The sequence below is a fragment of the Streptantibioticus silvisoli genome (assembly GCF_027947535.2).
Taxonomy (GTDB): domain Bacteria; phylum Actinomycetota; class Actinomycetes; order Streptomycetales; family Streptomycetaceae; genus Streptantibioticus_C; species Streptantibioticus_C silvisoli.
This window is the reverse complement of sequence record NZ_JAAGKO020000043.1, coordinates 26,121-48,379: the sequence shown is the minus strand read 5'-3', so window position 1 is coordinate 48,379 and position 22,259 is coordinate 26,121. Positions and strand designations below refer to the sequence as shown.

The following is a 22,259-nucleotide window of genomic DNA, read 5'->3' as shown; positions in this document are numbered from 1 at the left end:
CGGACGGTCCACGTACCCGGGTCATGGGCATGAGCCTCTCGCCCGATTACGCATCCTGCCCCTATCTGCGGCGGGAAAGCCAATCCGGCACCCGGGAGAGTCACACCAGACGTTCCTGTGCGACAGCCGGGTGACGCTCCGTCCACCGCTGGATGCGCGGCGGGGGGCAGGTCCGGCCCTGGATGCCGCAACCCTAGGGGGTCACGGCGCCAGGACCGGGCACGACGCGCGGACGGCGGGACAACCGTGGGAACCCTTGACTGCGGGCCCTGCCCCACGGTTCGTCACCGTACGTGAGATCGAAGGCTACTGGACAGGCGCCGGAGTGCTGTGGCCGACCGTCACTCCTTCGGCCTTCGCCGCTCCGGCGACGGCTCCGGCGACCGCCCCGGCGACCTTCTCGTTGAAGACGCTGGGGATGATGTAGTTGGCGTTGATCTCGTCGGCGCCGACCACGTCGGCGAGCGCGCGGGCGGCGGCGAGCATCATCTCGGTGTTGACGGTGCGGGACTGGGCGTCCAGCAGGCCGCGGAAGACGCCGGGGAAGACCAGGACGTTGTTGATCTGGTTCGGGAAGTCGCTGCGGCCGGTGGCGACCACCGCGGCCGTCCGGCGGGCGACGGCCGGGTCCACCTCGGGGTCGGGGTTGGCCAGCGCGAAGACGATCGCGCCGTCGGCCATCGCGGCCACGTCGGCGCCGTCCAGCACGTTCGGGGCCGAGACGCCGATGAACAGGTCGGCGCCGACCACCGCCTCCTTCAGGGAGCCGGTGGCGTTCTCCGGGTTGGTGTTGTTCGCGATCCAGCACAACGGCGACTCGGGGTCGGCGTCGACCAGGTCCTCGCGGTCGTGGTGCACGACGCCGTGGATGTCGGCGACCACCGCGTGCTTGACGCCCGCCGCGATCAGCAGCTTCAGGATCGCGGTGCCCGCCGCGCCGGCGCCGGACATCACGACCCGCAGGTCCTCGATGTTCTTGCCGACCACCCGCAACGCGTTGGTCAGCGCCGCCAGCACCACGATCGCGGTGCCGTGCTGGTCGTCGTGGAAGACCGGGATGTCCAGCGCCTCCCGCAGCCGGGCCTCGATCTCGAAGCAGCGCGGCGCGGAGATGTCCTCCAGGTTGATGCCGGCGAAGCCCGGCGCGATCGCCTTGACCACGGCCACGATCTCGTCGGTGTCCTGGGTGTCCAGGCACAGCGGCCACGCGTCGATGCCGGCGAACCGCTTGAACAGCGCCGCCTTGCCCTCCATGACCGGCAGCGCCGCCTTCGGCCCGATGTTGCCCAGGCCGAGCACCGCGGAGCCGTCGGTGACCACCGCGACGCTGTTGCGCTTGATGGTCAAGCGGCGGGCGTCGTCGGGGTTGTTGGCGATCGCCATGCACACCCGCGCCACGCCCGGCGTGTAGATCATCGACAGTTCGTCGCGGTTGCGGATCGGGTGCTTGGCGCTCATCTCGATCTTGCCGCCGAGGTGCATCAGGAACGTACGGTCGGAGACCTTGCCGATCTCGACGCCCTCGATGCCGCGCAGCCGGGTCACGATCTCGTCCGCGTGCGCGGTGGACGTGGCGGCGATGGTCACGTCGATCCGCAGCGCGTCGTGGCCGGAGGCGGTGACGTCCAGACCGGTCACCGACCCGCCGGAGGACTCCACGGCGGTGGTGAGTTCACTGACCGCGGTTCCGGAGGCCGGAACCTCCAGTCGCACCGTGATCGAGTAGGACACGCTCGGCGCCGTTGCCATGCCGACTTTCCTCCGTAGCTCCGGGTTGTGCCGTGCCCATGGGACGGGCACGAGACACCCGATGGTCGCACCTACCCGCGAGTAAACGGTAACCAGGGGCGTGTGCGTCGTGGACTGGGACCGCCGGGTGCGGTATAGGGCCGCCACGCGGACGGCGGCGCGGCGCGGGCCCACCGGGGTGGGATCCGGCACAACTTCCGGGACAGGAATGGCGATCGCGGAGGATTTGTTAGGCTGGGTACGGCACCGGCTCGATCCAAGCCCCCGGGCCCAACCATTGTCGCTACGAGCGACCGCTAGCCGCGAGGCGAGCATGGCGGGTCGGTGTCACAAGCGTCGCGAAGGGGCGCCTCCCCAGTGGGGAGGCGCCCCTTCCGCGTGTCCCGCGCGCCTTCCGCGTGCCTTCCGCGTGCCGGGACGGCCCGGCGGGCCGCCCCGGGGCCGTCACTCCCGCAACAGGTCCGGCACGCCCGCGGCGTCCGGCTGGTCGGCGGCGCAGGCCACCACCGTCAGCCGCTGGGTGGCCCGGGTCAGCGCCACGTACAGCACCCGCAGGCCCGCCGGGGACTCGTCGGCGATGGCGGCCGGCGAGACCACCACCGTGGCGTCGTACTCCAGGCCCTTGGCCTCCAGGCTGCCCAGCGCCACCACCCGGTCGCCCAGCCCCGCCAGCCAGCCGCGGGCCTCCTCGCGCCGCGCCATCGCCACGACCACGCCCACCGTGCCGTCGACCTGCTCCAGCAGCCGCTCGGCCGCCGCGCGCACCGACGCGGCCAGGTCGTCGCCGGCCACCCGGAACTCCGGCTCGACGCCGGTGGACCGCACCGCCCGCGGCGCGGCCATGCCGGGCATCGCCAGCCGCAGCACGTTGGACGCCAGCGTGGCGATCTCCGCGGGGTTGCGGTAGTTGACGGTCAGTTCGAACCGGCGGCGGGTCCGCGACCCCAGCGCCTCGTCCCGGGCCAGGGCCGCCTCGTCCGGGTCGCTCCAGGAACTCTGCGCCGGGTCGCCGACCACGGTCCAGGTCGCGCCGACGCCGCGCCGGGCCACCATCCGCCACTGCATCGGCGTGAGGTCCTGCGCCTCGTCGACGATGACGTGCGCGTACTCGGTGCGCTCCCGCTCCAGGCGCTCGGCCCGGTCGCGCCGCCGCTCGTACATCCGGTCGGCGTAGGTCGTGACCTCCTCCAGCCCGGTCAGCTGGTCCAGCGGGTCCGCCTCCCGGGGCCGGCGCGGCTCGGGGGGCGAGCCCAGCAGGACGTGCAGCTCGTCCAGCAGCGCCACGTCGTGCACCGACAGCGGTCCGGTGCCGGAGCGGTCCAGCCGCCGCAGGGAGCGGGCCAGCTGGCGCACCTCGCGCTGGCCCAGGATGCGGCGGGCCCAGCGGCCGGTCCGGCGTTCGTCGGCCAGCGCGGCCAGCACCGCGCGCGGCGTCAGCACCGGCCACCAGGCCCGCAGGAAGTCCTGGAAGGCGTCCTCGTCGCTGACGTCCTCGTCGAAGGCTGCGCGGGCCTCGGCGATCAGCTCGGCGTCGACCAGGTGCCGGCCGCGGCCCGACCTGGCCCACAGCGCGTCCAGCAGCAGCCGGCGGGCCCGCGGCCGCATCAGGTTCAGCGGCGCGGTGCCGCCCAGCACGGTCTGCCGGATGGCGGCCAGTTCCTCCGCCTCCAGCTCCAGCCGGGCGCCGAACGCCACCACCCGCAGCCGGGCCGGAACCGCCTCGCCCAGCTCCAGCGCGCCGCGGGCGGCCCGCCGCAGCACCGGCAGCATCCGCGAGGAGCCCTTGATCCGGGCGACGGCCGGCTCGTCGTAGGTGTCGGCCTCCGCGCCGTCCACCAGCGAACCGACCGCGCGGATGGCCACCTGGCCCTCCTCGCCCAGCGACGGCAGCACGCCCTCGGTGTACGACACCAGCAGCGGCGTCGGGCTGACCACCAGGATGCCGCCCGCGTACCGTCTGCGGTCCTGGTAGAGCAGGTAGGCGGCGCGGTGCAGCGCCACGGCGGTCTTGCCGGTGCCGGGACCGCCGCCGACCTCGGTGACGCCGGGCGCGGGGGCCCGGATGACCAGGTCCTGCTCGGCCTGGATGCTCGCCACGATGTCGCGCATGCTGTGGCTGCGGGCCCGGCCCAGCGACGCCATCAGCGCGCCGTCCCCGACCACCGCCAGCTCGGTGCCGTCCAGCGTCGCGGACAGCTCCGGACGCATCAGGTCGTCCTCGACGCCCAGCACCCGGCGCCCGCGGCTGCGGATGACCCGGCGCCGCACCACCCGGCCGGGGTCCTTCGGCGTGGACCGGTAGAACGGCGCCGCCGCCGGGGCACGCCAGTCGATGACCAGCGGCGCGTAGTCGGTGTCGAGCACGCCGATCCGCCCGATGTGCAGCGTCTCGGCGATGACGGCGGTGCTGCCGTCCTCGCCGATCGCGTCGTCGGCGACCTCGGTGGCGGTGAAGGCACCGTCCGGGCCGCGTTTGCCGTCCTTGCCGGTCAGCAGGTCGATCCGGCCGAACAGGAAGTCCTCGAACTCGGAGTTGAGCCGGCTGAGGTATCCGCTGGCCTGGAAGACCTGCGCGTCCCGTTCGGCGAGGGCACCGGGCGTCCCGACCTTCGCGAGTTTCTCGGCGTCGTCCATGAGGAACTCCGCCTCGTGGATCTTCTCCTCCAGGCGGTGGTAGACCCGGTCCAGATGTGCTTGCTCGACGACGAGTTCCCGGTCCCGGACTGCCTGCTGGACCGCGTCCTGCGCTCCCACGCGAGGACCCCCTTCTTGCCTGCGCTCTGCGCTCCGCGCGCTCCGTTCACGAAGCGACGTGCAACCGTACGCGACAGGACGGCGCCGGTGCGAGCGCGGCCGAGGGTTTTCCGGCCGTACGGCCGGATTGGCCCCCGGAACGGGGCCGCAACGGGGACGGAATGGGCCGTTCGGGGGGGTGGGGGTCGCTTCCGGCGCGGGGAGCGGATCGTTCCCGGCGCGGGGAGGAGTGCGGATGTCACCCGATGGAGTGACGAAGGAGGCTCCACCGAAGCGAAGGCGAAGCCGAGCGGGGCCGGGGGGAGGCGGCAGGCAGGGCGGGGGCGATCGGGGTGCCCCCGAAGGCGGAGGAACGCTGGCGGAGCGAAGGCGAAGCCGAGCGGGAGCGGGGGGAGGCGGCAGGCAGGGCGGGGGCGATCGGGGTGCCCCCGAAGGCGAGGGACCGCTGGCGGAGCGAAGGCGAAGCCGAGCGGGGTCGGGAGAGGCGGCAGGCAGGGCGAAGTGGACCGGGGTCCCCCCGAAGGCAGAGGAACCGCTGACGGAGCAAAGGCGAAGCCGAGCGGGGTCGGGAGAGGCGGAAGGCGGGCCGAAGTGGACCAGGCCGGCCCCGAAAGCCCAGGGACCGTCGCCGGAGCGAAGGCGAAGCCGAGCGGGGCCGGGGGGAGGTGGCAGGCGGGGCGAAGTGGACCGGGCCGACCCCGAAAGCCCAGGGAACGTCGCCGGAGCGAAGGCGAAGCCGAGCGGCCCCCGGAGAAGCGGAAGGCGCCGCAGGGGCGATCGGGGTGCCCCCGGAAGCGGGGGCGAGGGGGGTGTGGGGTGGCGAAGCCCCCCGCAGGCGAGGCGGAGCCGAGCAGATACGACGAAGGCGACATGGCCCGCGCTTTCCGCGGGCACACGTCGCCTATCGCATTCGTGGAGATGGCGGGAATCGAACCCGCGTCCTACGGTGCGGAACCAGAGCTTCTCCGAGCGCAGTCCGCTGTGCTTTTCTCGGCCCCGGCTGTCACGCGGACAAGCTGCCGACGGGCCCAGCCACTGTTTGATTTCCCACCGGGCCCCGTGGCCGGGCCCAGTGGTTTAGTTCCCTTGATGATGTCAGGATCCGGGTCGGGAACAGTCCCGGGCTGACACTCCGCAGAGTCGCTAGCTGATTAGATCAGGCAGCGAGGGCGAAGGAATCGCGCTTGTGATTGGCGATTATTGTTTTGCGACAGGTGGTTTACGAGATCATTGCCGCATTCCTCGGCTCGCTTCCTCTGCCTCGACAACCGCAGTCGAAACCGATCATCCCCATGTGGTGTTCTCAAGGTGCGCGGCCGGATCGCTCCGGTCGATGCGTGTCCCATCGTACGGGAAGAACGTCGTCGGCTGCCAGCGCATTCCCGGCCGGTCCTCCCCGGGAGTGACGTACCGCACCGAAACGGACGCGCCGGCCGTGGCGGGCGACCGGCGCGCCGCTGAACGCACCGACGTCCCGGCGTACCGACGTCCCGGCGTACCAACGCACCCGCAGGACGCGAAACGCACCGCTGGACGCAGAGCGCACCGCGGAACGCGAAGCACCCCACGCCCCCGGAGAAGCCCGTCCGCCCGCCGGCCTACGCGCGTTGCCGGCGGCGCGCGGCCGACATCGCGCGGTCGGACTCGCGGCGGTCCTGCTTCTCGCGCAGGGTCTGCCGCTTGTCGTAGTCCTTCTTGCCCTTGGCGAGCGCGATCTCGACCTTGGCCCGGCCGTCCTTGAAGTACAGCTGGAGCGGTACCAGGGTGTGGCCGGTCTCCTGCGTCTTGCCGACCAGCTTGTCGATCTCGGTGCGGTGCAGCAGCAGTTTGCGGCGGCGGCGGGCGGAGTGGTTGGTCCAGGTCCCCTGGCTGTACTCGGGGATGTGGACGTTGTGCAGCCACGCCTCGCCGCCGTCGAGCTGCGCGAAGCCGTCCACCAGCGAGGCACGCCCCTGGCGGAGCGACTTGACCTCGGTGCCGGTCAGCACCAGGCCCGCCTCGTAGGTGTCGAGGATGTGATAGTCGTGCCGCGCCTTCTTGTTCTGCGCGATCAGCTTGCGACCCGTCTCTTTAGCCATAGCGGGGTCATTGTCGCACTAAGGCGCGGTGCCGAGGCCACTCAATACCGTGATCGCGGTCCGTTCGGCGACGGAACCGGGCCTTCCGGGGGCGATCAGCACGTCGGGGCGGATGCCGTGGCCGTCGACGACGTGGCCGTCGGGGGTGCGGTAGTGGCCGACGGTGAGTTCGGCGACGGAGCCGTCCGGCAGGGCGCTGGGCAGCTGGACGGAGCCCTTGCCGAAGGTGCGCGAGCCGACCACCACCGCGCGGCCGCGGTCCTGGAGGGCGCCGGTGAGCAGTTCGGCGGCGCTCATCGTGCCGCCGTCGACCAGCACCACCAGCGGGGTCGCGGTGTCGCCGCCGGGCCGGGCGTCGAGGCGGTGCGGGGTGCCGTCGACGTCGTAGGAGGCCACCTCGCCGCCGCGCAGGAACAGCGAGGCGACGTCGACCGCCTCGGTGACCAGGCCGCCGGAGTCGCCGCGCAGGTCGAGCAGGACGCCGTCGCGGTGGTCGCCGCCGGCGAGCGCGGCGCGCACCTGGCCGCCGACGCCGGCGGTGAAGGCGCTGACCGCGATGCTCTCCACCCCGGGCGCCGGGCGCGTGACGGTGACCGGGCGGGCCGACAGCAGGGCGCGGCGCAGGACGACGGTGCGCGGGTGGCCGTGGTGGACCACGACGAGCCGGACGGCGCTGCCGGGGTCCGGGGCGGGCGCGGTGGCCGGGTCGGCCGGGTCGGCGGGGTTGACGCCGCGCAGCCGGGCGACGACGTCGGTGACCGGCCGGCCGGACACCGGTGTGCCGTCGACGGCCCGCAGCACGTCGCCGGCGGCGACGCCGGCCCGGCGGGCGGGGGTGCCGGGCTGGACCTGGGAGACGCTGATCGTGCCGTCGGGGGCCCGGCGCACCCACAGGCCGACGCCGACGTAGCCGCCGTCGAGCTCCTGGTGGAAGCCCTCGAACTGCTGCGGGGTGTAGAACGCCGACCACGGTCCGCCGTCGCGGGTCACCAGCCGGGAGACCGCGCTCGGGGCGATCCGGCCGCCGTCGATGGCCGAGGCGATGTCGGCGGTCCCGAAGGTGTCGGCGCCGGAGGAGCCCGCACCGGTGCCGACAACGCCCGTACCGCTGCCAGAAGTGCCCGCACCGGGGCCGGACGTACCGCCGGAGCCACCCGCACCGGAGCCGGACGCACCCGCACCCGCACCGGACCTACCGCCGGAGGCACCCGCGGCGGGGGCGGGGCGGTCGACGGTGGGTGGGCCGGCGGGAGCGGGCGCACCGGGGCCGCCGCCGAACGAGCCGGTGGCGGCGCCGGTCGCGAGCACGGCGCCGAAGACCAGTGTCAGGGTCAGCCCGCGGCGGTTCCGCCGGGGCGTCCCGAACATCGTGGAGCCGGACATGTCCGGGAGTCTAGGGCAGAACCGGGCGGATCAACGGGAGTTGGCGCCCGGTGTGCGTCACACCCTGAGGTACTTGCGGAGGGTGAAGAACGCGGCGAGCGAGGGCATCAGGATGCCGACGACCAGCACCAGCGGCAGGACGCGGATCACGTCGCCCCAGCCGAGGAACTGAATCAGTTTGATCTTGTCCTGGAGGTCGAGGCCGCCCTCGACGAGGAAGTACCGCCCGGTCAGCAGCATTCCGCAGGCGAGCAGGCCGCCGATGAGCCCGGCGAACGCGGCTTCCATGATGAACGGCGCCTGGATGTAGAAGCCGGAGGCGCCGACGAGTCTCATGATGCCGGTCTCACGCCGACGGCTGAACGCCGAGACGCGCACGGTGTTGACGATCAGCAGCATCGCCACGGTGAGCATGAAGGCGAGCACCGCGAGTGCCACGTACGTCATGCCGTTGAGCAGGCCGAACAGGTTCTGCAGCAGGGCGCGTTGGTCCTGGACCTGTATGACGCCCGGACTGTTGCTGTAGCGGGTGGTGATGACGTCGAACTTGTTGGGGTCCTTGAGCTTGACCCGGAAGGAGTACTCCATCTGGTCCGGGGTGAGCAGGTCGTTGCCGGGCTGGCCGGCGAACTGCTGCTTGTAGTGCACGTACGCCTCGGCCGGGTCCTCCACGTAGAACTTGTCGACCAGCGGGTTGCTCTTCAGCGAGGCCGCTATGGCGGACCGCTGCTGGGCGGTGGCCGGCCCGTCGGCGCAGTTCTTGCTCGTGGTCACGTCAACCTTGTTGCACAGGAAGATCGAGACCTCGACCTTGTCGTACCAGTAGCCCTTCATGTGGGTGACCTGCTCGCGGCCGAGCCAGGAACCGCCGGCGAGGGCGAGGGACAGCGCTACGGAGACGATCACCGCGAAGGTCATGGTGAGGTTGCGCCGGAGGCCGACGCCGATCTCCGACATGACGAACTGGAGGCGCATGGGAGGTGGGGACCTTTCTGGTGGTGGCTGCGGCTGGGGGCGGGCTCAGTGCTGGTAGCCGTAGACACCGCGCGACTGGTCGCGGACCAGTCGCCCCTTCTCCAATTCGATGACGCGCTTGCGCATCTGGTCCACGATCTGCTGGTCGTGGGTCGCCATCACCACGGTGGTCCCGGTGCGGTTGATGCGGTCCAGCAGCTTCATGATGCCGACCGAGGTCTGCGGGTCGAGGTTTCCGGTCGGCTCGTCCGCGATCAGCAGCAGCGGCCGGTTGACGAACGCCCGTGCCACGGCGACGCGTTGCTGCTCACCGCCGGACAGCTCGCCCGGCATGCGGTCGTCCTTGCCGGCCAGTCCGACCAGGTCGAGGACCTCCGGGACGGTCTTGCGGATGGTGGCGCGCGGCTTGCCGATGACCTCGAGGGCGAACGCGACATTCTGCGTCACGGTCTTGTTGGGCAGCAGCCGGAAGTCCTGGAAGACGGTGCCCACCTGGCGCCGCATCTGCGGGACCTTCCAGTTGGACAGCCGGTTGAGGTCCTTGCCCAGCACGTGGACGGAGCCGGTGTCGGTGCGCTCCTCGCGCAGCATCAGGCGCAGGAAGGTCGACTTCCCGGAGCCGGAGGAACCCACCAGGAAGACGAATTCGCCCTTCTCGATCTCCAACGTCACGTCCCGGAGTGCGGGACGGTTCTGTTTGGGGTAGGTCTTGCTCACATTGTCGAATCGGATCACAGCTCGCACCAGAGTCGGACTGGAGGGGGACGGAGCGCCGTACGCGCGGCTCTCCCGGTGCGCCGACCTTACGCGAAGCGGCCATGAGCGCGCAGTCGCCGTATGGGGTTGGTGGATTTCCTCACCCACCACACGGGGACGAACAACGCAAGACCGCCTCAACCGGTCGGCGCGGGCGGCCCCGGTATCGCACCGCGGTCCGGGGACGCGCCGAATCGGCAGGATACTGGCACAGTGGGAACCGGTGGACGCCCGACGGCGTTGAGCTGGGTAGCTGGGTGAGGAGGACATCGCATGACGTGCGACCGACTGGTGTGTGCCAACTGCGCCGGCCCCGTCGCCGAGGGGCGGTGCGCGGTGTGCCGGGCCAACCGGGAGCGCCTTCACCAGGAGAACCCGTTCGGCGGGCTCACGCCCGCGACCCTGGTGGCCCTGCTGGTGGCGCTGATCGCGGTCGTGGTGGTCGTTCACCAGGCCACCGCGTAGCAGCCGGCACCGCATGACGTGAGCCGGGCGCCCCGGGGTGCCCGGCGGATGACGCGTGTGCCCGTGGAACGAGCCGGGTGGACCAGGTGGACCGCGCGAACGCCGAGAGCCTGGAACCGTACGGATGCGTACGGTTCCAGGCCCTCGTCGCGCGCGGCGCGTACTCAGCGTGACCGGGTCAGCGGTCAGGCGGCGGTGCGGCGGTTGACCAGGCGGGGCATCAGGCGGAAGCCGATACCGCCGGCGATCATGGTCGCGGCGCCGATGAGCAGGAAGTACGTCTCCCCGGCACCGGTCTCGGCCAGCTGCTGCTTGGCCGCGCCCGGGGCGACGGACTCCGGGACGCCGTTGTTGTCCGGCGCCGGGGTGTTGCCGCAGTTGACGCTGTCCTGCGACAGGGTGCAGGTTCCGCCGTCGGAGGAACCCGAACCGGACGAGCCCGAACCGCTGGAGCCGGTGCTGCCGGTCGAGCCGCTGCTGCCGGTGGAACCAGAGGTACCGGTGCTGCCGGACGTGCCGGTGGCACCGGTGGTACCGGTGGTACCGGTCGAGCCGGAGGTGCCGGTACCGGTCGAGCCGGAGGTGTCCGAGCCCGTGGTACCGGAGGTGTCGGAACCCGTCGTGCCCGAGGTGTCCGAACCGGTCGTGCCCGAGGTGTCGGAACCCGTGGTGCCAGAGGTGTCCGAACCCGTCGTGCCGGAAGTGTCCGAGCCCGTGGTACCGGAGGTGTCCGAACCGGTCGTGCCAGAGGTGTCGGAACCCGTGGTGCCAGAGGTGTCCGAACCGGTCGTGCCGGAGGTGTCGGAACCGGTGGTGCCGGAGGTGTCCGAACCCGTGGTGCCGGAGGTGTCGGAACCGGTGGTGCCCAGCGTGGAGCTGCCGTCGTCACCGGTGGTGCCCTGGTCGCCGGAGCCCGTGGTGCCGGAGCTGTCGCCGCCGATGCTGATGTCACCGCCGATGCTGATGCCGCCCAGCGTGGAGTTGCCGTCGTCACCGGAGCCGCCGCCGGCGCCCTGGACGCCGCCACCGCCGTCGGAGGAACCCGCGGTGTCGTCCGCGGTCTGCGTGGTGCTGTTGTGGGAGCCGACGCCGACGGCCTGGGCGGTGCCCACGGCGGTCAGCGAGGCGCCGGCCGCGAAGACCGCGCCGGCCGCTATGCGCGCCAGGCGCACCCGAGTTTTACGGTTGGTCACTACTCACTACCCCCAGTAGCTGCAAGCTCGAATATGAGGCAGCATGGTGGAGCAGCGGCCCGGCGGAATGTCGTCAACCGCAGGAACACGGCCCGCTCGCCCCCGCTCGCTCGCGCCCCGCCATACGCATGCCGGGCGTCAGCCTTCCCACTTTCGGCCGCACCGTCAAGGCCATTGCCTACTCAATGACCGAATTGAGGCTCTTTGCCCGGCAGTTGGGTATCAGGCTGTGACAAAAAAGCTCAACTCACGCACAAGTAGAACGACTTCCATCGGGAAGAGGGGTTTACTTCTCGCCCTGCTTGCGCCAGCGGATACCGGCCTCCAGGAAGCCGTCGATCTCGCCGTCCAGCACGGCCTGCGGGTTGCCGACCTCGAACTCGGTGCGCAGGTCCTTGACCATCTGGTACGGGTGCAGGACGTAGGAACGCATCTGGCTGCCCCAGGAGTTGCCGTCGCTGCTCTTGAGCGCGTCCATCCTGGCCTGCTCCTCCTGGCGGCGGCGTTCCAGCAGCTTGGCCTGCAGGACGTTCATCGCGGAGGCGCGGTTCTGGATCTGCGAGCGCTCGTTCTGGCAGGAGACGACGATGCCGGTCGCCAGGTGGGTGATGCGCACCGCGGAGTCGGTGGTGTTGACGCCCTGGCCGCCGGGGCCGGAGGACCGGTAGACGTCGACGCGCAGCTCGGACTCGTCGATCTCGACGTGGTCGGACTGCTCGACGACCGGCAGCACCTCGACGCCAGCGAACGACGTCTGGCGGCGGCCCTGGTTGTCGAACGGCGAGATGCGCACCAGGCGGTGGGTGCCCTGCTCGACGGAGAGCGTGCCGTACGCGTACGGGGACTTGACGGCGAAGGTGGTCGACTTGATGCCGGCCTCCTCCGCGTAGGAGGTGTCGAGGACCTCGGTGCTGTAGCCGTGCCGCTCGGCCCAGCGCAGGTACATGCGCTGGAGCTGCTCGGCGAAGTCCGCGGCGTCGACGCCGCCGGCCTCGGCGCGGATGTTGACCAGCGCCTCGCGGGCGTCGTACTCGCCGGACAGCAGGGTGCGGACCTCCATCTCGTCCACCGCCTTGCGGACGGTGACGAGCTCGGCCTCGGCCTCGGTGCGGGTGTCGGCGTCGTCCTCGTCCTCGGCGAGCTCGAAGAGCACCTCCAGGTCGTCGATCCGGCCGCGCAGGGCCTGCGTCTTGCGCAGTTCGCCCTGGAGGTAGGACAGCCGGCTGGTGATCTTCTGGGCGCTGTCCGGGTCGTCCCAGAGATTCGGGGCCGCCGCCTGCTCCTCGAGGTCGGCGATGTCGGCCTTCATCTTGTCCAGGTCGAGTACGGCCTCGATCGACTCCATGGTGGAGGAGAGGGACTTCAGCTCTTCGGATGCGTCGAGGATTGCCACGGGCCCCAGCCTACCGGCTCGCGTCAGGACGCCGGGGCGGCGGCCGTGGCGTGGGCCAGCGCACCGGAGGCGGTGGTGGTCCAGGCCTGGAGTTCGGCCCCGTCGGCCAGCAGCGCCACCGGCCGCCCGGACCGGCCGGCCGACGGTGCGGCGGCCGGGGTCCAGCCCGGGTCGCCGTAGACCGCCTGCGCGAGGCCGCCGGTGGGCGCCGGGGCGACGACGTAGATCCGGTCGCCGGCGCCGACCGCCTCGGGGCGGCCGTCGGCGTCGAGCCGGCCGACGACCTGGGTGGGCCGCCAGGCACCGTTGGCGAACGGCAGGTGCAGCACCGCGCCGTCGGAGGCGCGCACCACGAAGGCGTCGAGGGTGTCGGCGTGCCGGGAGACCAGGGCGGGGGCCGCGGTGATCCGGCCGGGGGTGGGCACCACCGCCCAGGCGTTCCAGCGGCCGTCGACCAGCGAGGCGGTGACCAGGTCGCCGCCGGTGCGGCCGACCAGGTCGATCCGGCCGGGCGCGGAGGAGGCGGCGGCGGGCGCGGCGTCGAACTTGGTGCGCTCGTCGACCTGGAACCACTGCCCCCAGCCGCCCGCGGTCAGGGTGCGCCGGTAGAGCAGGCCGTCGGTGCCCACCGCGAACAGGTCGATGGTGCCCGGCCGGGCGGAGACCACCGCCGGGTCGCCCTTGACGTGTATGCCGGTCAGCCGCACCCAGGAGGTGTAGCGGTCGGCCTTCTGGTTCCAGCCGACGTACCAGATGTTCTGGTCGGCGCCGCGGGCGAAGACGTAGGTGGCGCCGGAGACCCGCACCGCCCGGGGGCCGCCGGTCAGCGCGACCGGGGCGCGCGGCACGGAGCGGAAGGCGGACCAGTGCGGCAGGACGGCGGCGGCCGGGGTGCCCATGTTGCCCTGCGGGGCGGGGGCGTCCGCGGTGGGCGCGGTCGGGGTGGCCGAGTCGTGGGCGTGGTCGCCGGGCGGTTCGTGGTCCTCGCGGCTGCTGGACTTGCCGTCGTCGCTGCCACCGGCGACCGCCCAGCCGCCGATGCCCGCGGCGACCACGGCGGCGGCCGCGGCGGCGACCAGCTTGAAGCGGCGGCGGCGCGGCACCGGCTCGGGTTCCGCGCGGTGCCGGCCCTCGTCGTCGGCCGGCGGTCTCGGGGCGCCGTCGGTGCGCCGGGCGCCGGGGTAGGCGGCCAGTTCCTCGGCGGAGGGCAGCTTGATGCTGGTGTGCGTCTCGCGGCTGGAGTCCGGCGCCGCGGCGCGCACCAGCGGCACCGCGCCGCGCCGGACGGCCGGAGCCGCGGCGGTGTCCCTGGCGGCGCCGGGCCGGGCGGCCGGGTCGCGGTCGGCCGGGTGGCCGGCCGGTGGCCGGCCGGTGTCCCGCACGTCGTCGCTGTCGTCGTCGTCCTGGTCGTCGTCCGGTGAGGCGATCTCCAGCGGCGGCAGGCCGGCCAGCTGCGGCAGCAGGTCGCGCAGCCGCTGGCCGAGCTCGACGGCGGTCAGCCGGGACGCGGGGGCCTTGGCCAGGCACTGCGCCAGCGGCTGCCACAGCGCGGTGGGCAGGCCGGGGATCGGCGTGACGGTCTCGGTGACGTGCCGGCGCAGCACCGCGCCGGGGTGTCCGCCGCCGAAGGGGGTGAATCCGGCCAGCAGTTCGTACAGCACGGTGGCCAGCGCGTAGATGTCGACACTGGCCCGCGGCGGCAGGCCCTCGATGATCTCCGGGGCGAGGTAGTCCGGGGTGCCGATGATCCGGGTGGCCCGGGTGCGGCGCGGGGAGTCGACGAGCCGGGCGATGCCGAAGTCGGTGAGCAGCGCGGGCGGCGCGTCGCCGGGGCCGGCCGGGGCGGCGGTGTCCAGCAGGACGTTCTCCGGCTTGACGTCGCGGTGCACCACGCCGGCCGCGTGGGCGGCGGCGAGCGCGTCGGCGACGTCGGCGGCGATGGCCACGGCGGTGGCCGGGGCGAGGCGGCGGTCGCGTTCCAGCCGGGAGCGCAGGTCGCAGCCGGCGACCAGGTCCATGACGAGGGCCAGGTCGCAGCCGTCGACGACCAGGTCGCGGATGCCGACGATGCGCGGGTGGTCCAGGGACAGCAGCGCGGTGCGCTCCTGGACGAACCGGCCGACGAGCTCCTGGTCGGAGGCGAGGTCCTCACGCAGCAGTTTGATGGCGACCGGGCCTTCGGGGCCGTCGCCCAGCCATACCGTGCCCGCGGACCCCCGACCGAGGACCCGCTCGGCGGTGTAGCGGCTGCCGATCTTCCGTGCCAAGGCTGCTCCGACTCGTCCGGCGGTGGTGCGACGGGTAGTTGGGGAATGCGCTGGCGACAAAACTACGCGGGTGACGGCTCGTTGGAAGCACCGGCGGGTGGTGAGTGCGGCTTCTGCGCGGGAAATCACCCCCGAGAAGTCGACATGTCGCCCACATCGCGGCCCGCGGAGCACGATCCGGCCCCCCGCGAGGGGGTCCGCGCGGGGTTCGCGGAGCGCGGATCGGACCTTCACGGGTCGGTCCGTACGGCCGGCGGACCGACCTTCGCGAGCCGACCCCCGGGACGGTCCGCACGGCGACCGCGGACCCCGGCCGACCCCGGCGGCACCGAGGACGCGGGGACGCCGGGGAGCCGGGAACGCCGGGGACGGGGTCAGTTGCCGCCGGTGGACGAACCGTTGCCGAGGGCGGAGATCCAGTGCCAGGCGGAGCTGGTCCAGCTGGAGATGGCCTGGTACCAGCTCTTGCCGTCGGCGATCCACTCCGGGACGGGCGTGAAGTTCCACACCAGGATGAAGATCACCACGAGTATGAGGATCACGAACAGGCAGCCCTTCAGGCAGCCGGCGCCCGGGATGCGCATCGGGGTGCGCGGGCGCGGCTCGCGGCGCTGGGCCGGCTCGCGTTCGGGGCGGGCGGGCTCCGGGCGGCGCTTCGGCTGCGGTTCGGCGTAGCGCGGCTGCTGCTGCGGGTAGTGCTGTTGCTGCTGCGGGTACGGCTGCGGCTGTTGCCGCTGGTACGGCTGCGGCTGCCGCGGGGACCCCTGCGGCCGCTGCTGCCCCTGCTGCGGCTGCTCGGGCTGGCCCGGGCGGCGGTGCGGGCGGTGCCGCAGCGGGTCCTGCGCGGGGTCGACGTAGGAGATCTCGGTCTGCTCGTTGCGGCTGCGGGCGGCGTCGAGCTGCGACTGCCACGGGTGCGAGCCGGCCGGCGGCGTCTGCTGACCGCCGGCCGGGGTGCCCGGCGGCACCGGCGGCATGACCCGGGTGCCGCCGGGCACGTCGGAACCGCCGGGGGGCGGGCCGGCCGGCGGCATGGCGCTGGTGGTGGCGTTCGGGTCGTGCCGGGCGGGCGAGACGTTCTGGCTGGTGCGGCGCTCGCCGAACGGGTCGGCGTCGCCGAAGCCGCCGGGCGGGCGGCTGCCGGTCGGCAGTACCTGGGTGGGGGCGGCGTCGGACCGCGCGCCGGCCGGCCCGGCGCCCGAGCCGGTGCCGGGCACCCGGGCCGGGTCGTGGTCGGGCACCAGCAGGGCGGCGACCCCGAGGGCGGCCTCGGCGGCGGCCGGGCTGGCGTGCACGCCGATGCCCAGGCCGACGACGCGCAGCGCGCGGGCCAGGCTCTCGGCGCTGGGCCGCCGCGCCGGGTCCTTGCGCAGGCAGCTCTCGATGACGGTCCACAGCGGGTCGGGCACCGTCGACGGGCGGCGCGGCTCGTCGCTCAGGTGCTGGTGCAGCACCTCCAGCGCGCTGTCGCCGCGGAACGGCGGCTGGCCGGTGACCAGCTCGTAGATCAGGATGCCGGCGCCGTAGACGTCGACCGCGGAGGTCTGCGGGCGGCCCTCGGCGGACTCCGGCGCGACGTAGGCGGGTGTGCCGACGAACTCGTGGGTGCGGGTGACGCCCGGCGAGTCGGCGAGCCTGGCGATGCCGAAGTCGGTGAGCATCGGGTGCATCTCGGTGCCGTCGGCGTTCGCGGCGAGCAGCACGTTGGCGGGCTTGAGGTCGCGGTGGACCACGCCGTCCTTGTGGCTGGCGGCGAGCGCGTCGGCGACCGCGGCGGTGAGCAGGGCGGCGCCCATCGGGGAGAAGGGGCCGTGCTCGCGCACATATCGGTGGAGATCCGGACCGTCCACCAGATCCATCACCAGCGCGAGCAGGTCGCCCTCGACGACGAGGTCGCGGGTGCGCACGATGTTGGGGTGGGTCAGCCGCAGCAGCACCGACCGCTCGCGCAGGAAGCGCATGACGACGTCGGGATCGCCGGCCAGCTCCTCCTTGAGGATCTTGATGGCGACCAGTTCGCCGGGCCGGGAGGCCGCACCCGGGGCCGGGTCCGTCGCCTCACGTACCCGGGCACGCCAGACGGTGCCCGTGGCTCCCCGTCCGAGCGGCTCCTCCAGCAGGTATTTGCTGCCAACCGGCCGCACGTCCATCGGCTCCCAGTCGATCGTCCCGTCCACGGCACCGGTGCCGGGCCGTCCGCCCCACTGTAGTGCGGGGCGGTGGCGGGCGGCCGGAACGCCGGGCGCCCGCTGACGAAGACGCCGCCGGGCACGGCTTGGTTGCCTCGCGCGCCGGTCGGCGGGCTTGCGCACGGCGGGGGCGACGGCGGGGGCGGGCCGCCCGGCGAGCGTCCGGCGACCCGCCCGCGGACCGGCCGGTGGCGCAGGCGGGGAGCGGCCGGTGGCGGGGGCCGGGAGCGGCCGGTCAAGATCGACTATTGCGATACCGGGGGCGAACGGCCGGGCGCGGATGGGAGGATGCGTTCCGACCAGGCGGCGGGGGCGCGTTCCCGGCCGCCTTCCCCGGGGGGAGAAGGGACGCGGACGACGATGCAGATCCGGCTGACGGTCCTCGGGCCGCGCGGTACCCGCGCCTGCGACGTGCTGGTGACCGCCCCCACGGGTACGGCGCTCGGCGCGGTGGCGGGCGCGCTGGCGACGAGTGTGGGCGCCGGCCAGCCCGGCCGTTCCCCGGGCCCGGCGGTGACGCTCTACGCGGGCGCCGACCGGCTGGCGCCCGAGACGGTGCTGGGCGTCCCGCCCCTGGTGGAGGGCGCGGTGCTGGCGTTGCGCGCCCCCGACGGCGAGGGCCCCGGCGGCCTTCCCCCCGCTGATCCGCACGCACTGCCGGGCGCGGTCCGGCTGCACGTCACCGGCGGACCGGACGCCGGCGGGGTGCACCTGCTCCAGGGCGGTCCGGTACGGGTCGGGCGGTCCGCCGACGCCGACGTGCCGCTGGACGACCCCGACGTCTCCCGGCTGCACTGCGCGGTCACCGTCGACCCCGACGGCCGGCACGCCCAGGTCGCCGACCTGGGCTCCACCAACGGCACCAGCCTCGACGGCCGCCCGATCGGCCCGGCCCCGGTGCCGTTCCCCCCGGGGGCGCTGCTGCGGATCGGCGAGTCGACGCTGATCCTGGAACCGGCGTGGGCGAACGGCACCGGCGGCACGGACGGCGCCGGCGGCGGTATGGCGGACGGGACGGACGCGGGCGGGGCGTTCTGGGACGGGGCATTCGGAGGCGGGGCGTACGCCGGCGGCGGAGGTTCCGCGGGCGGGGCCTTCGCGGGGGGCGGGTCGGGCGCCGGGGCGATGGACGCCGGATCGATGGATGCCGGGGCGGTCGGCGCCGGGTCAGGGGGCGCCGGTTCGATGGGCGCCGGAGCGGTCGGCGCCGGGGCTTCCGGTGCCGGGGCTTCCGGTGCGATGGACGCCGGTGCGATGAACACCCGTGGGATGACCGCCACCCGGTCCGGCGCCGGTGCGACGAACGCCACCGGCGCTCGGGCAGACGCCTCCCACCCCTCCCCCCGGCACAGCGGCACCCCCACCCCCGCCTCCGGCACCCCGCTGCCCCGGCCGGTGATCGTCGCGGACGCCGAAGGGCACCTGCGGGTGACGCTGTCGCGCGAGGGCGGGCCGGCCCCGGCGGGCCCGGCGGCCGGCGCGGAGCAGGTCGTACCGCAGCCCCGGGCGCCGTGGTCGGATCAGCTGACCGCGCCCGGGCAGCAGGCCCCCGGCGGGCCCGGGCGGACGCACGACGCCGTCCCCCCGCCACCGGCCGGCGACGGCGAACGGCTCGACGCGGACCGCGCGTGGCCCACCGCCCGGGACCGCTCACCGGCCGCGCGGCCGGCCGGACCGGCGGACGCCGCGGGGGACGAGACCGTCGCCGGGCGTACCGCGGGCCGGGCCATCGGCGCCTGGGCCCGGCGGATCGCGCAGGCCAGGCCGGGTGCCCGGGTCGGCGTGGAGCGGGCGGGCTCGGAGCGGGCGGCGGCCGAGGCCGCCGCGCTGCGCCACCGGCTGCCCGACCCGGCCGCGGTGCTGGTGACCGCGCTGGGCCCCGGGCCGCGGCTGTGGGAGCGCGGACCGCGGCACCCGGACGCGTTCACCGTGCGGCTGGGCACCGCGGACCTGGCGGCCGGGGACGGGGTGCTGCCCTCGGTGCCGGTCGCGGTGGACCTGCGCCGGACCGGCTCGCTGGCGCTGTCCGGGCCCCGGCCGCGGCTGTCGGGGCTGGCCCGCGCGGTGGTGGCGCAGCTGTGCGCGCTGCACTCCCCCGGCACGCTGGAGGTCGTCCTGGTCGCCGCGGACCGGTCCCGGCCGGCCGACGCCAGGGCGCAGGAGTGGGCGTGGCTGAACTGGCTGCCGCACCTGCGTCCGGCGCACGGCCAGGACTGCCGGCTGCTGGTGGCGTTCGACCGCGACCAGGCCGAGGCGCGGATCGGCGAGCTGCTGCGCCGGCTGGACGAGACGGCCGCGCCGGCCACCCGCACGCTGGTGGTGGTGGACGGCGATCCGGGTTCCGCGGGGCTGCGCGAGTCGCTGGAGCGGCTGGCGCAGGCCGGGCCGGGCGCCGGGGTGCACCTGCTGTGCCTGGCCGGCCCGGACGAGCGGCCGGCCGCCACCTGCGGTGCGCACGCCCGGCTGGACGGTGACGTGGCGACCGCGCTGGCCCTGGACCCCGACGGGCCGGCCGACGCGGTGGTGGACGCGGTGTCGGCGGCCTGGGCGGAGCGGTTCGGGCGGGCGCTGGCGCCGTTGCGTGAGGCGGACGGCGGCGGGCGGCGGTCGCGCGGCGCGCTGCCGGAGACGGCGCGGCTGCTGGACGCCCTCGACCTGGCGCTGGCCACCCCGGCGAAGGTCACGGCACGCTGGTCGGCGGAGTCGGCCGGGCCGGTGGCCGTGCTGGGCACCGGTGCGGACGGCCCCGTCGCGGTGGACCTGTCGATCGAGGGCCCGCACCTGCTGGTGGGCGGTGCGGCGGGCTCCGGCAAGACCGAGCTGCTGCGGTCGGTGGCGGCGGCGATGGCGTCGGCGGCCGCACCGCGTGACCTGGTCATGCTGTTGGTGGACGGCGCGGCGGACCGCGGGGAGGGGCTGCGCATCTGCACCGACCTGCCGCACGTGCGGGGCCATCTGGCGGCGTCCGACCCGGTGCGCATGCGGGAGTTCGCGCAGGCGCTGACGGCGGAGCTGAAGCGGCGTGAGGAGGTGCTGGGCGGTACGACGTTCGACGCCTGGCACGCCGGGCGCCGGGCGGGGCGGGCCGCGGCGGAGCCCGGCGCGGCCGTTCCCGGCCGGGACGGCGACCGGCCGGCGCCGGACCCGGGCGCGGTGGGGACGCTGGACCGGCCGGAGGCCGGGTTGCCGCGGCTGGTGGTCGTGGTGGACGACTTCGACGCGCTGACCGCGCCCGCGCTGGGCGCGCCCGGCCGGCCGGCCGCCGGTTCGGTGGTGCGGGCGGTGGAGGCGGTGGCCCGGGCCGGGGTGGCGCTGGGGGTGCACCTGGTGGCCGCGACCGGGCGGCCGGAGCGGACCGCGGGCTCCGACGCCGACGGGCTGGCCCGGTTGCGGATCGCGCTGCGCACCGAGGACCCGGAGTCGGCCGCGCTGCTGGTCCACGTGGAGGACGCGGCGGGGCTGGACGAGGGGCTGCCGGGGCGGGGTTACCTGCGGCGGCCGGGCGGCGCGGTGACCGCGTTCCAGGCGGCCCGGGTCAGCGGGCGCATCCCGCGCACCGCGACGCTGCGCCCGACGGTGGTGGCGCTGGAGTGGGACCGGATGGGCGATCCGCCGGCCCGGCGTCCGCTGCGTGAGCTGGGCAACGGGCCGACGGACCTGGCGTTGCTGGCCAGCGCCTTGCAGCGGGCCGCCGACACGCCCTGAGCGGGGCCGGGCGCGCCGGGGTCAGCGGCCGGGCGCCGGCGCGCGGCGCGGGTGGGGCATGCGGGGTTCGACGGCCCAGCGGGCGACGGCGCGTACCGGCGGGGTGGTCAGCAGCAGCGCCAGGCAGACCGCGCCGGCGGTGAGCGCCAGGGCGGCGAGCGGTCCGCCGGCCGCGGCGGCGCTGTGCACGCCGAGGCGTTCGGCGACCTTCACCACCAGGCCGTGCAGCAGGTACGGGTACATGGTCAGGGCGCCGAGCGCGGTGAACCACACCCGGCGGCCGGGCACCAGCGCCAGCGCGGCGGCGGCCAGCACCGCGCTGACCGCGAACAGCGCGAGCCGCACCGCGATGTAGCGCAGGTCGCCGGTGCCGGCGAAGTGGTTGACGCCGTACTCCATGTCGAGCCAGTCGGCGTTGGTGCCGGGCGCCATCAGGTAGGCGATCGGCAGCGCGGCGAGCATGACGACGCCGGCCGCGATCCGGACCGGGCGGGCGCGCAGCCGGGTGAAGTGCTCCGGGCGCAGTACCAGGCCCAGGACGAACCACGGCAGGAACTGCAGGATGCGGCCGAGCGAGAAGTCCCAGGTGGCGTTCATCAGACCGGCGCACACCGATACGACGGCGGCGACCGCCACCGGGTGCCGCAGCGCCCGCCACACCGGGGTGCTGAGCCGCCAGACGAACAGCGCCAGCAGGAACCAGCACAGGTAGCTGGGCGCGGTCAGGTCGAACGTGAACGACGTGCGGTCGGTGCGCGCGACGACGTAGAGGTAGACGACCTGGAAGATGAAGTACGGCACGAGGACCGATTTGACGAGCTTGCGCACCTGCTGCGGGCGGGCGTCGAAGCTGCGGGAGAAGTAGCCGCTGAGCAGGATGAACGCCGGCATGTGGAACGAGTAGACGACCAGGTACGCGGCCTTGACGTCACGTGAGTGGGCGATGAGCGGGAACCAGTTGTGGCCGATGACGACGAGGACTATGAGCAGGAACTTCGCGTTGTCGAAGAACGGGTCCCGGGCCGGGCGGGCCCGTCTCGCACCGGGCGGGGCGGTCGCGCCCGAGCGGGGCGCGCCGTCGTCCCCGGCCGCGTCCCGCACCGCGGTCGGGGCCGCCTGATCCGTCGTCGTCGCTGTACTCACCGGATCGACGCTAACCAGAAAGCGTTGGTGATCCATCAGCCGCCGTGCCCGTTTCATCCCGAAGAGTGACGTTGTCGATCGGGAGAAAAGGGGCCAATGCCTGGATATCCCCGAGTCGTATTCTCACGGAATGTTCACCCACCGGTCGAACAGCGGTCGACGCGTCGCACACCCGTCGACCCGCCCCTCACCCGATCGTGGCCGGCGCC

The 22,259-nt window shown here is 74.1% G+C and carries 13 protein-coding genes and 1 other RNA gene; 2 read left to right on the top strand and 12 right to left on the bottom strand.

Going from position 1 to position 22,259, the window contains the following annotated elements; all coding sequences use genetic code 11:
- Nucleotides 1–306: 306 nt before the first annotated feature.
- The 7 genes from POF43_RS25185 to ftsE form a co-directional block, all read right to left on the bottom strand.
- Nucleotides 307–1,749 (bottom strand): NAD-dependent malic enzyme, encoded by a 1,443-nt coding sequence (locus POF43_RS25185; RefSeq protein ID WP_271324281.1) that lies wholly within the window; start codon nt 1,747–1,749, stop codon nt 307–309.
- A gap of 444 nt (nt 1,750–2,193) precedes the next feature.
- On the bottom strand, nt 2,194–4,503 hold the full coding sequence (locus POF43_RS25180; protein ID WP_271324280.1) for a HelD family protein: 2,310 nt from the start codon (nt 4,501–4,503) through the stop codon (nt 2,194–2,196).
- A 910-nt stretch (nt 4,504–5,413) separates the two neighbouring features.
- Nucleotides 5,414–5,795, bottom strand: a transfer-messenger RNA (tmRNA) gene (ssrA, locus tag POF43_RS25175).
- Between the two features lie 306 nt (nt 5,796–6,101).
- Nucleotides 6,102–6,581 carry an SsrA-binding protein SmpB gene (gene smpB, locus POF43_RS25170; protein ID WP_271315432.1) on the bottom strand — a complete coding sequence of 160 codons (480 nt, stop codon included), beginning with the start codon at nt 6,579–6,581 and terminating at the stop codon, nt 6,102–6,104.
- Nucleotides 6,582–6,599: 18 nt separating this feature from the next.
- Nucleotides 6,600–7,964 carry a S41 family peptidase gene (locus POF43_RS25165; RefSeq protein ID WP_271323880.1) on the bottom strand — a complete coding sequence of 455 codons (1,365 nt, stop codon included), beginning with the start codon at nt 7,962–7,964 and terminating at the stop codon, nt 6,600–6,602.
- A gap of 57 nt (nt 7,965–8,021) precedes the next feature.
- A complete protein-coding gene (gene ftsX / locus POF43_RS25160) occupies nt 8,022–8,939 on the bottom strand; it encodes a permease-like cell division protein FtsX (protein WP_271315430.1) in 918 nt (305 codons plus the stop codon).
- A gap of 45 nt (nt 8,940–8,984) precedes the next feature.
- Nucleotides 8,985–9,674: a cell division ATP-binding protein FtsE gene (gene ftsE, locus POF43_RS25155; protein WP_271315429.1), complete on the bottom strand. Its 690-nt coding sequence runs from the start codon at nt 9,672–9,674 to the stop codon at nt 8,985–8,987.
- 294 nt (nt 9,675–9,968) lie between these two features.
- On the opposite strand from ftsE, the gene POF43_RS25150 reads away from it, so the two are divergent.
- Nucleotides 9,969–10,160 (top strand): hypothetical protein, encoded by a 192-nt coding sequence (locus POF43_RS25150; RefSeq protein WP_271315428.1) that lies wholly within the window; start codon nt 9,969–9,971, stop codon nt 10,158–10,160.
- Between the two features lie 185 nt (nt 10,161–10,345).
- Here the strand turns inward: POF43_RS25150 and POF43_RS25145 are convergent, their stop codons facing one another.
- The 4 genes from POF43_RS25145 to POF43_RS25130 form a co-directional block, all read right to left on the bottom strand.
- On the bottom strand, nt 10,346–11,332 hold the full coding sequence (locus tag POF43_RS25145; RefSeq protein WP_271323881.1) for a hypothetical protein: 987 nt from the start codon (nt 11,330–11,332) through the stop codon (nt 10,346–10,348).
- Nucleotides 11,333–11,639: 307 nt separating this feature from the next.
- Nucleotides 11,640–12,746: a peptide chain release factor 2 gene (prfB, locus tag POF43_RS25140; RefSeq protein WP_271315426.1), complete on the bottom strand. Its 1,107-nt coding sequence runs from the start codon at nt 12,744–12,746 to the stop codon at nt 11,640–11,642.
- A 23-nt stretch (nt 12,747–12,769) separates the two neighbouring features.
- Nucleotides 12,770–15,013: a protein kinase domain-containing protein gene (locus tag POF43_RS34985; protein WP_308217302.1), complete on the bottom strand. Its 2,244-nt coding sequence runs from the start codon at nt 15,011–15,013 to the stop codon at nt 12,770–12,772.
- A gap of 374 nt (nt 15,014–15,387) precedes the next feature.
- Nucleotides 15,388–17,157 carry a serine/threonine-protein kinase gene (locus POF43_RS25130; RefSeq protein ID WP_282698982.1) on the bottom strand — a complete coding sequence of 590 codons (1,770 nt, stop codon included), beginning with the start codon at nt 17,155–17,157 and terminating at the stop codon, nt 15,388–15,390.
- Nucleotides 17,158–17,562: 405 nt separating this feature from the next.
- Here POF43_RS25130 and POF43_RS25125 point away from each other — a divergent pair, with 405 nt between their 5' ends.
- Nucleotides 17,563–20,907: an FtsK/SpoIIIE domain-containing protein gene (locus POF43_RS25125; protein WP_282704767.1), complete on the top strand. Its 3,345-nt coding sequence runs from the start codon at nt 17,563–17,565 to the stop codon at nt 20,905–20,907.
- A gap of 21 nt (nt 20,908–20,928) precedes the next feature.
- Here the strand turns inward: POF43_RS25125 and POF43_RS25120 are convergent, their stop codons facing one another.
- A complete protein-coding gene (locus POF43_RS25120) occupies nt 20,929–22,050 on the bottom strand; it encodes an acyltransferase family protein (RefSeq protein ID WP_271316263.1) in 1,122 nt (373 codons plus the stop codon).
- Between the last annotated feature and the right edge of the window lie 209 nt (nt 22,051–22,259).

Bases quoted from the DNA above. Each gene is read 5' to 3' on its own strand.
- POF43_RS25165 (WP_271323880.1), bottom strand. From the start codon at position 7,964: ATGTCCGGCTCCACGATGTTCGGGACGCCCCGGCGGAACCGCCGCGGG.
- smpB (WP_271315432.1), bottom strand. From the start codon at position 6,581: ATGGCTAAAGAGACGGGTCGCAAGCTGATCGCGCAGAACAAGAAGGCG.
- ftsX (WP_271315430.1), bottom strand. From the start codon at position 8,939: ATGCGCCTCCAGTTCGTCATGTCGGAGATCGGCGTCGGCCTCCGGCGC.
- POF43_RS25125 (WP_282704767.1), top strand. From the start codon at position 17,563: ATGCAGATCCGGCTGACGGTCCTCGGGCCGCGCGGTACCCGCGCCTGC.
- POF43_RS25150 (WP_271315428.1), top strand. From the start codon at position 9,969: ATGACGTGCGACCGACTGGTGTGTGCCAACTGCGCCGGCCCCGTCGCC.
- POF43_RS25185 (WP_271324281.1), bottom strand. From the start codon at position 1,749: ATGGCAACGGCGCCGAGCGTGTCCTACTCGATCACGGTGCGACTGGAG.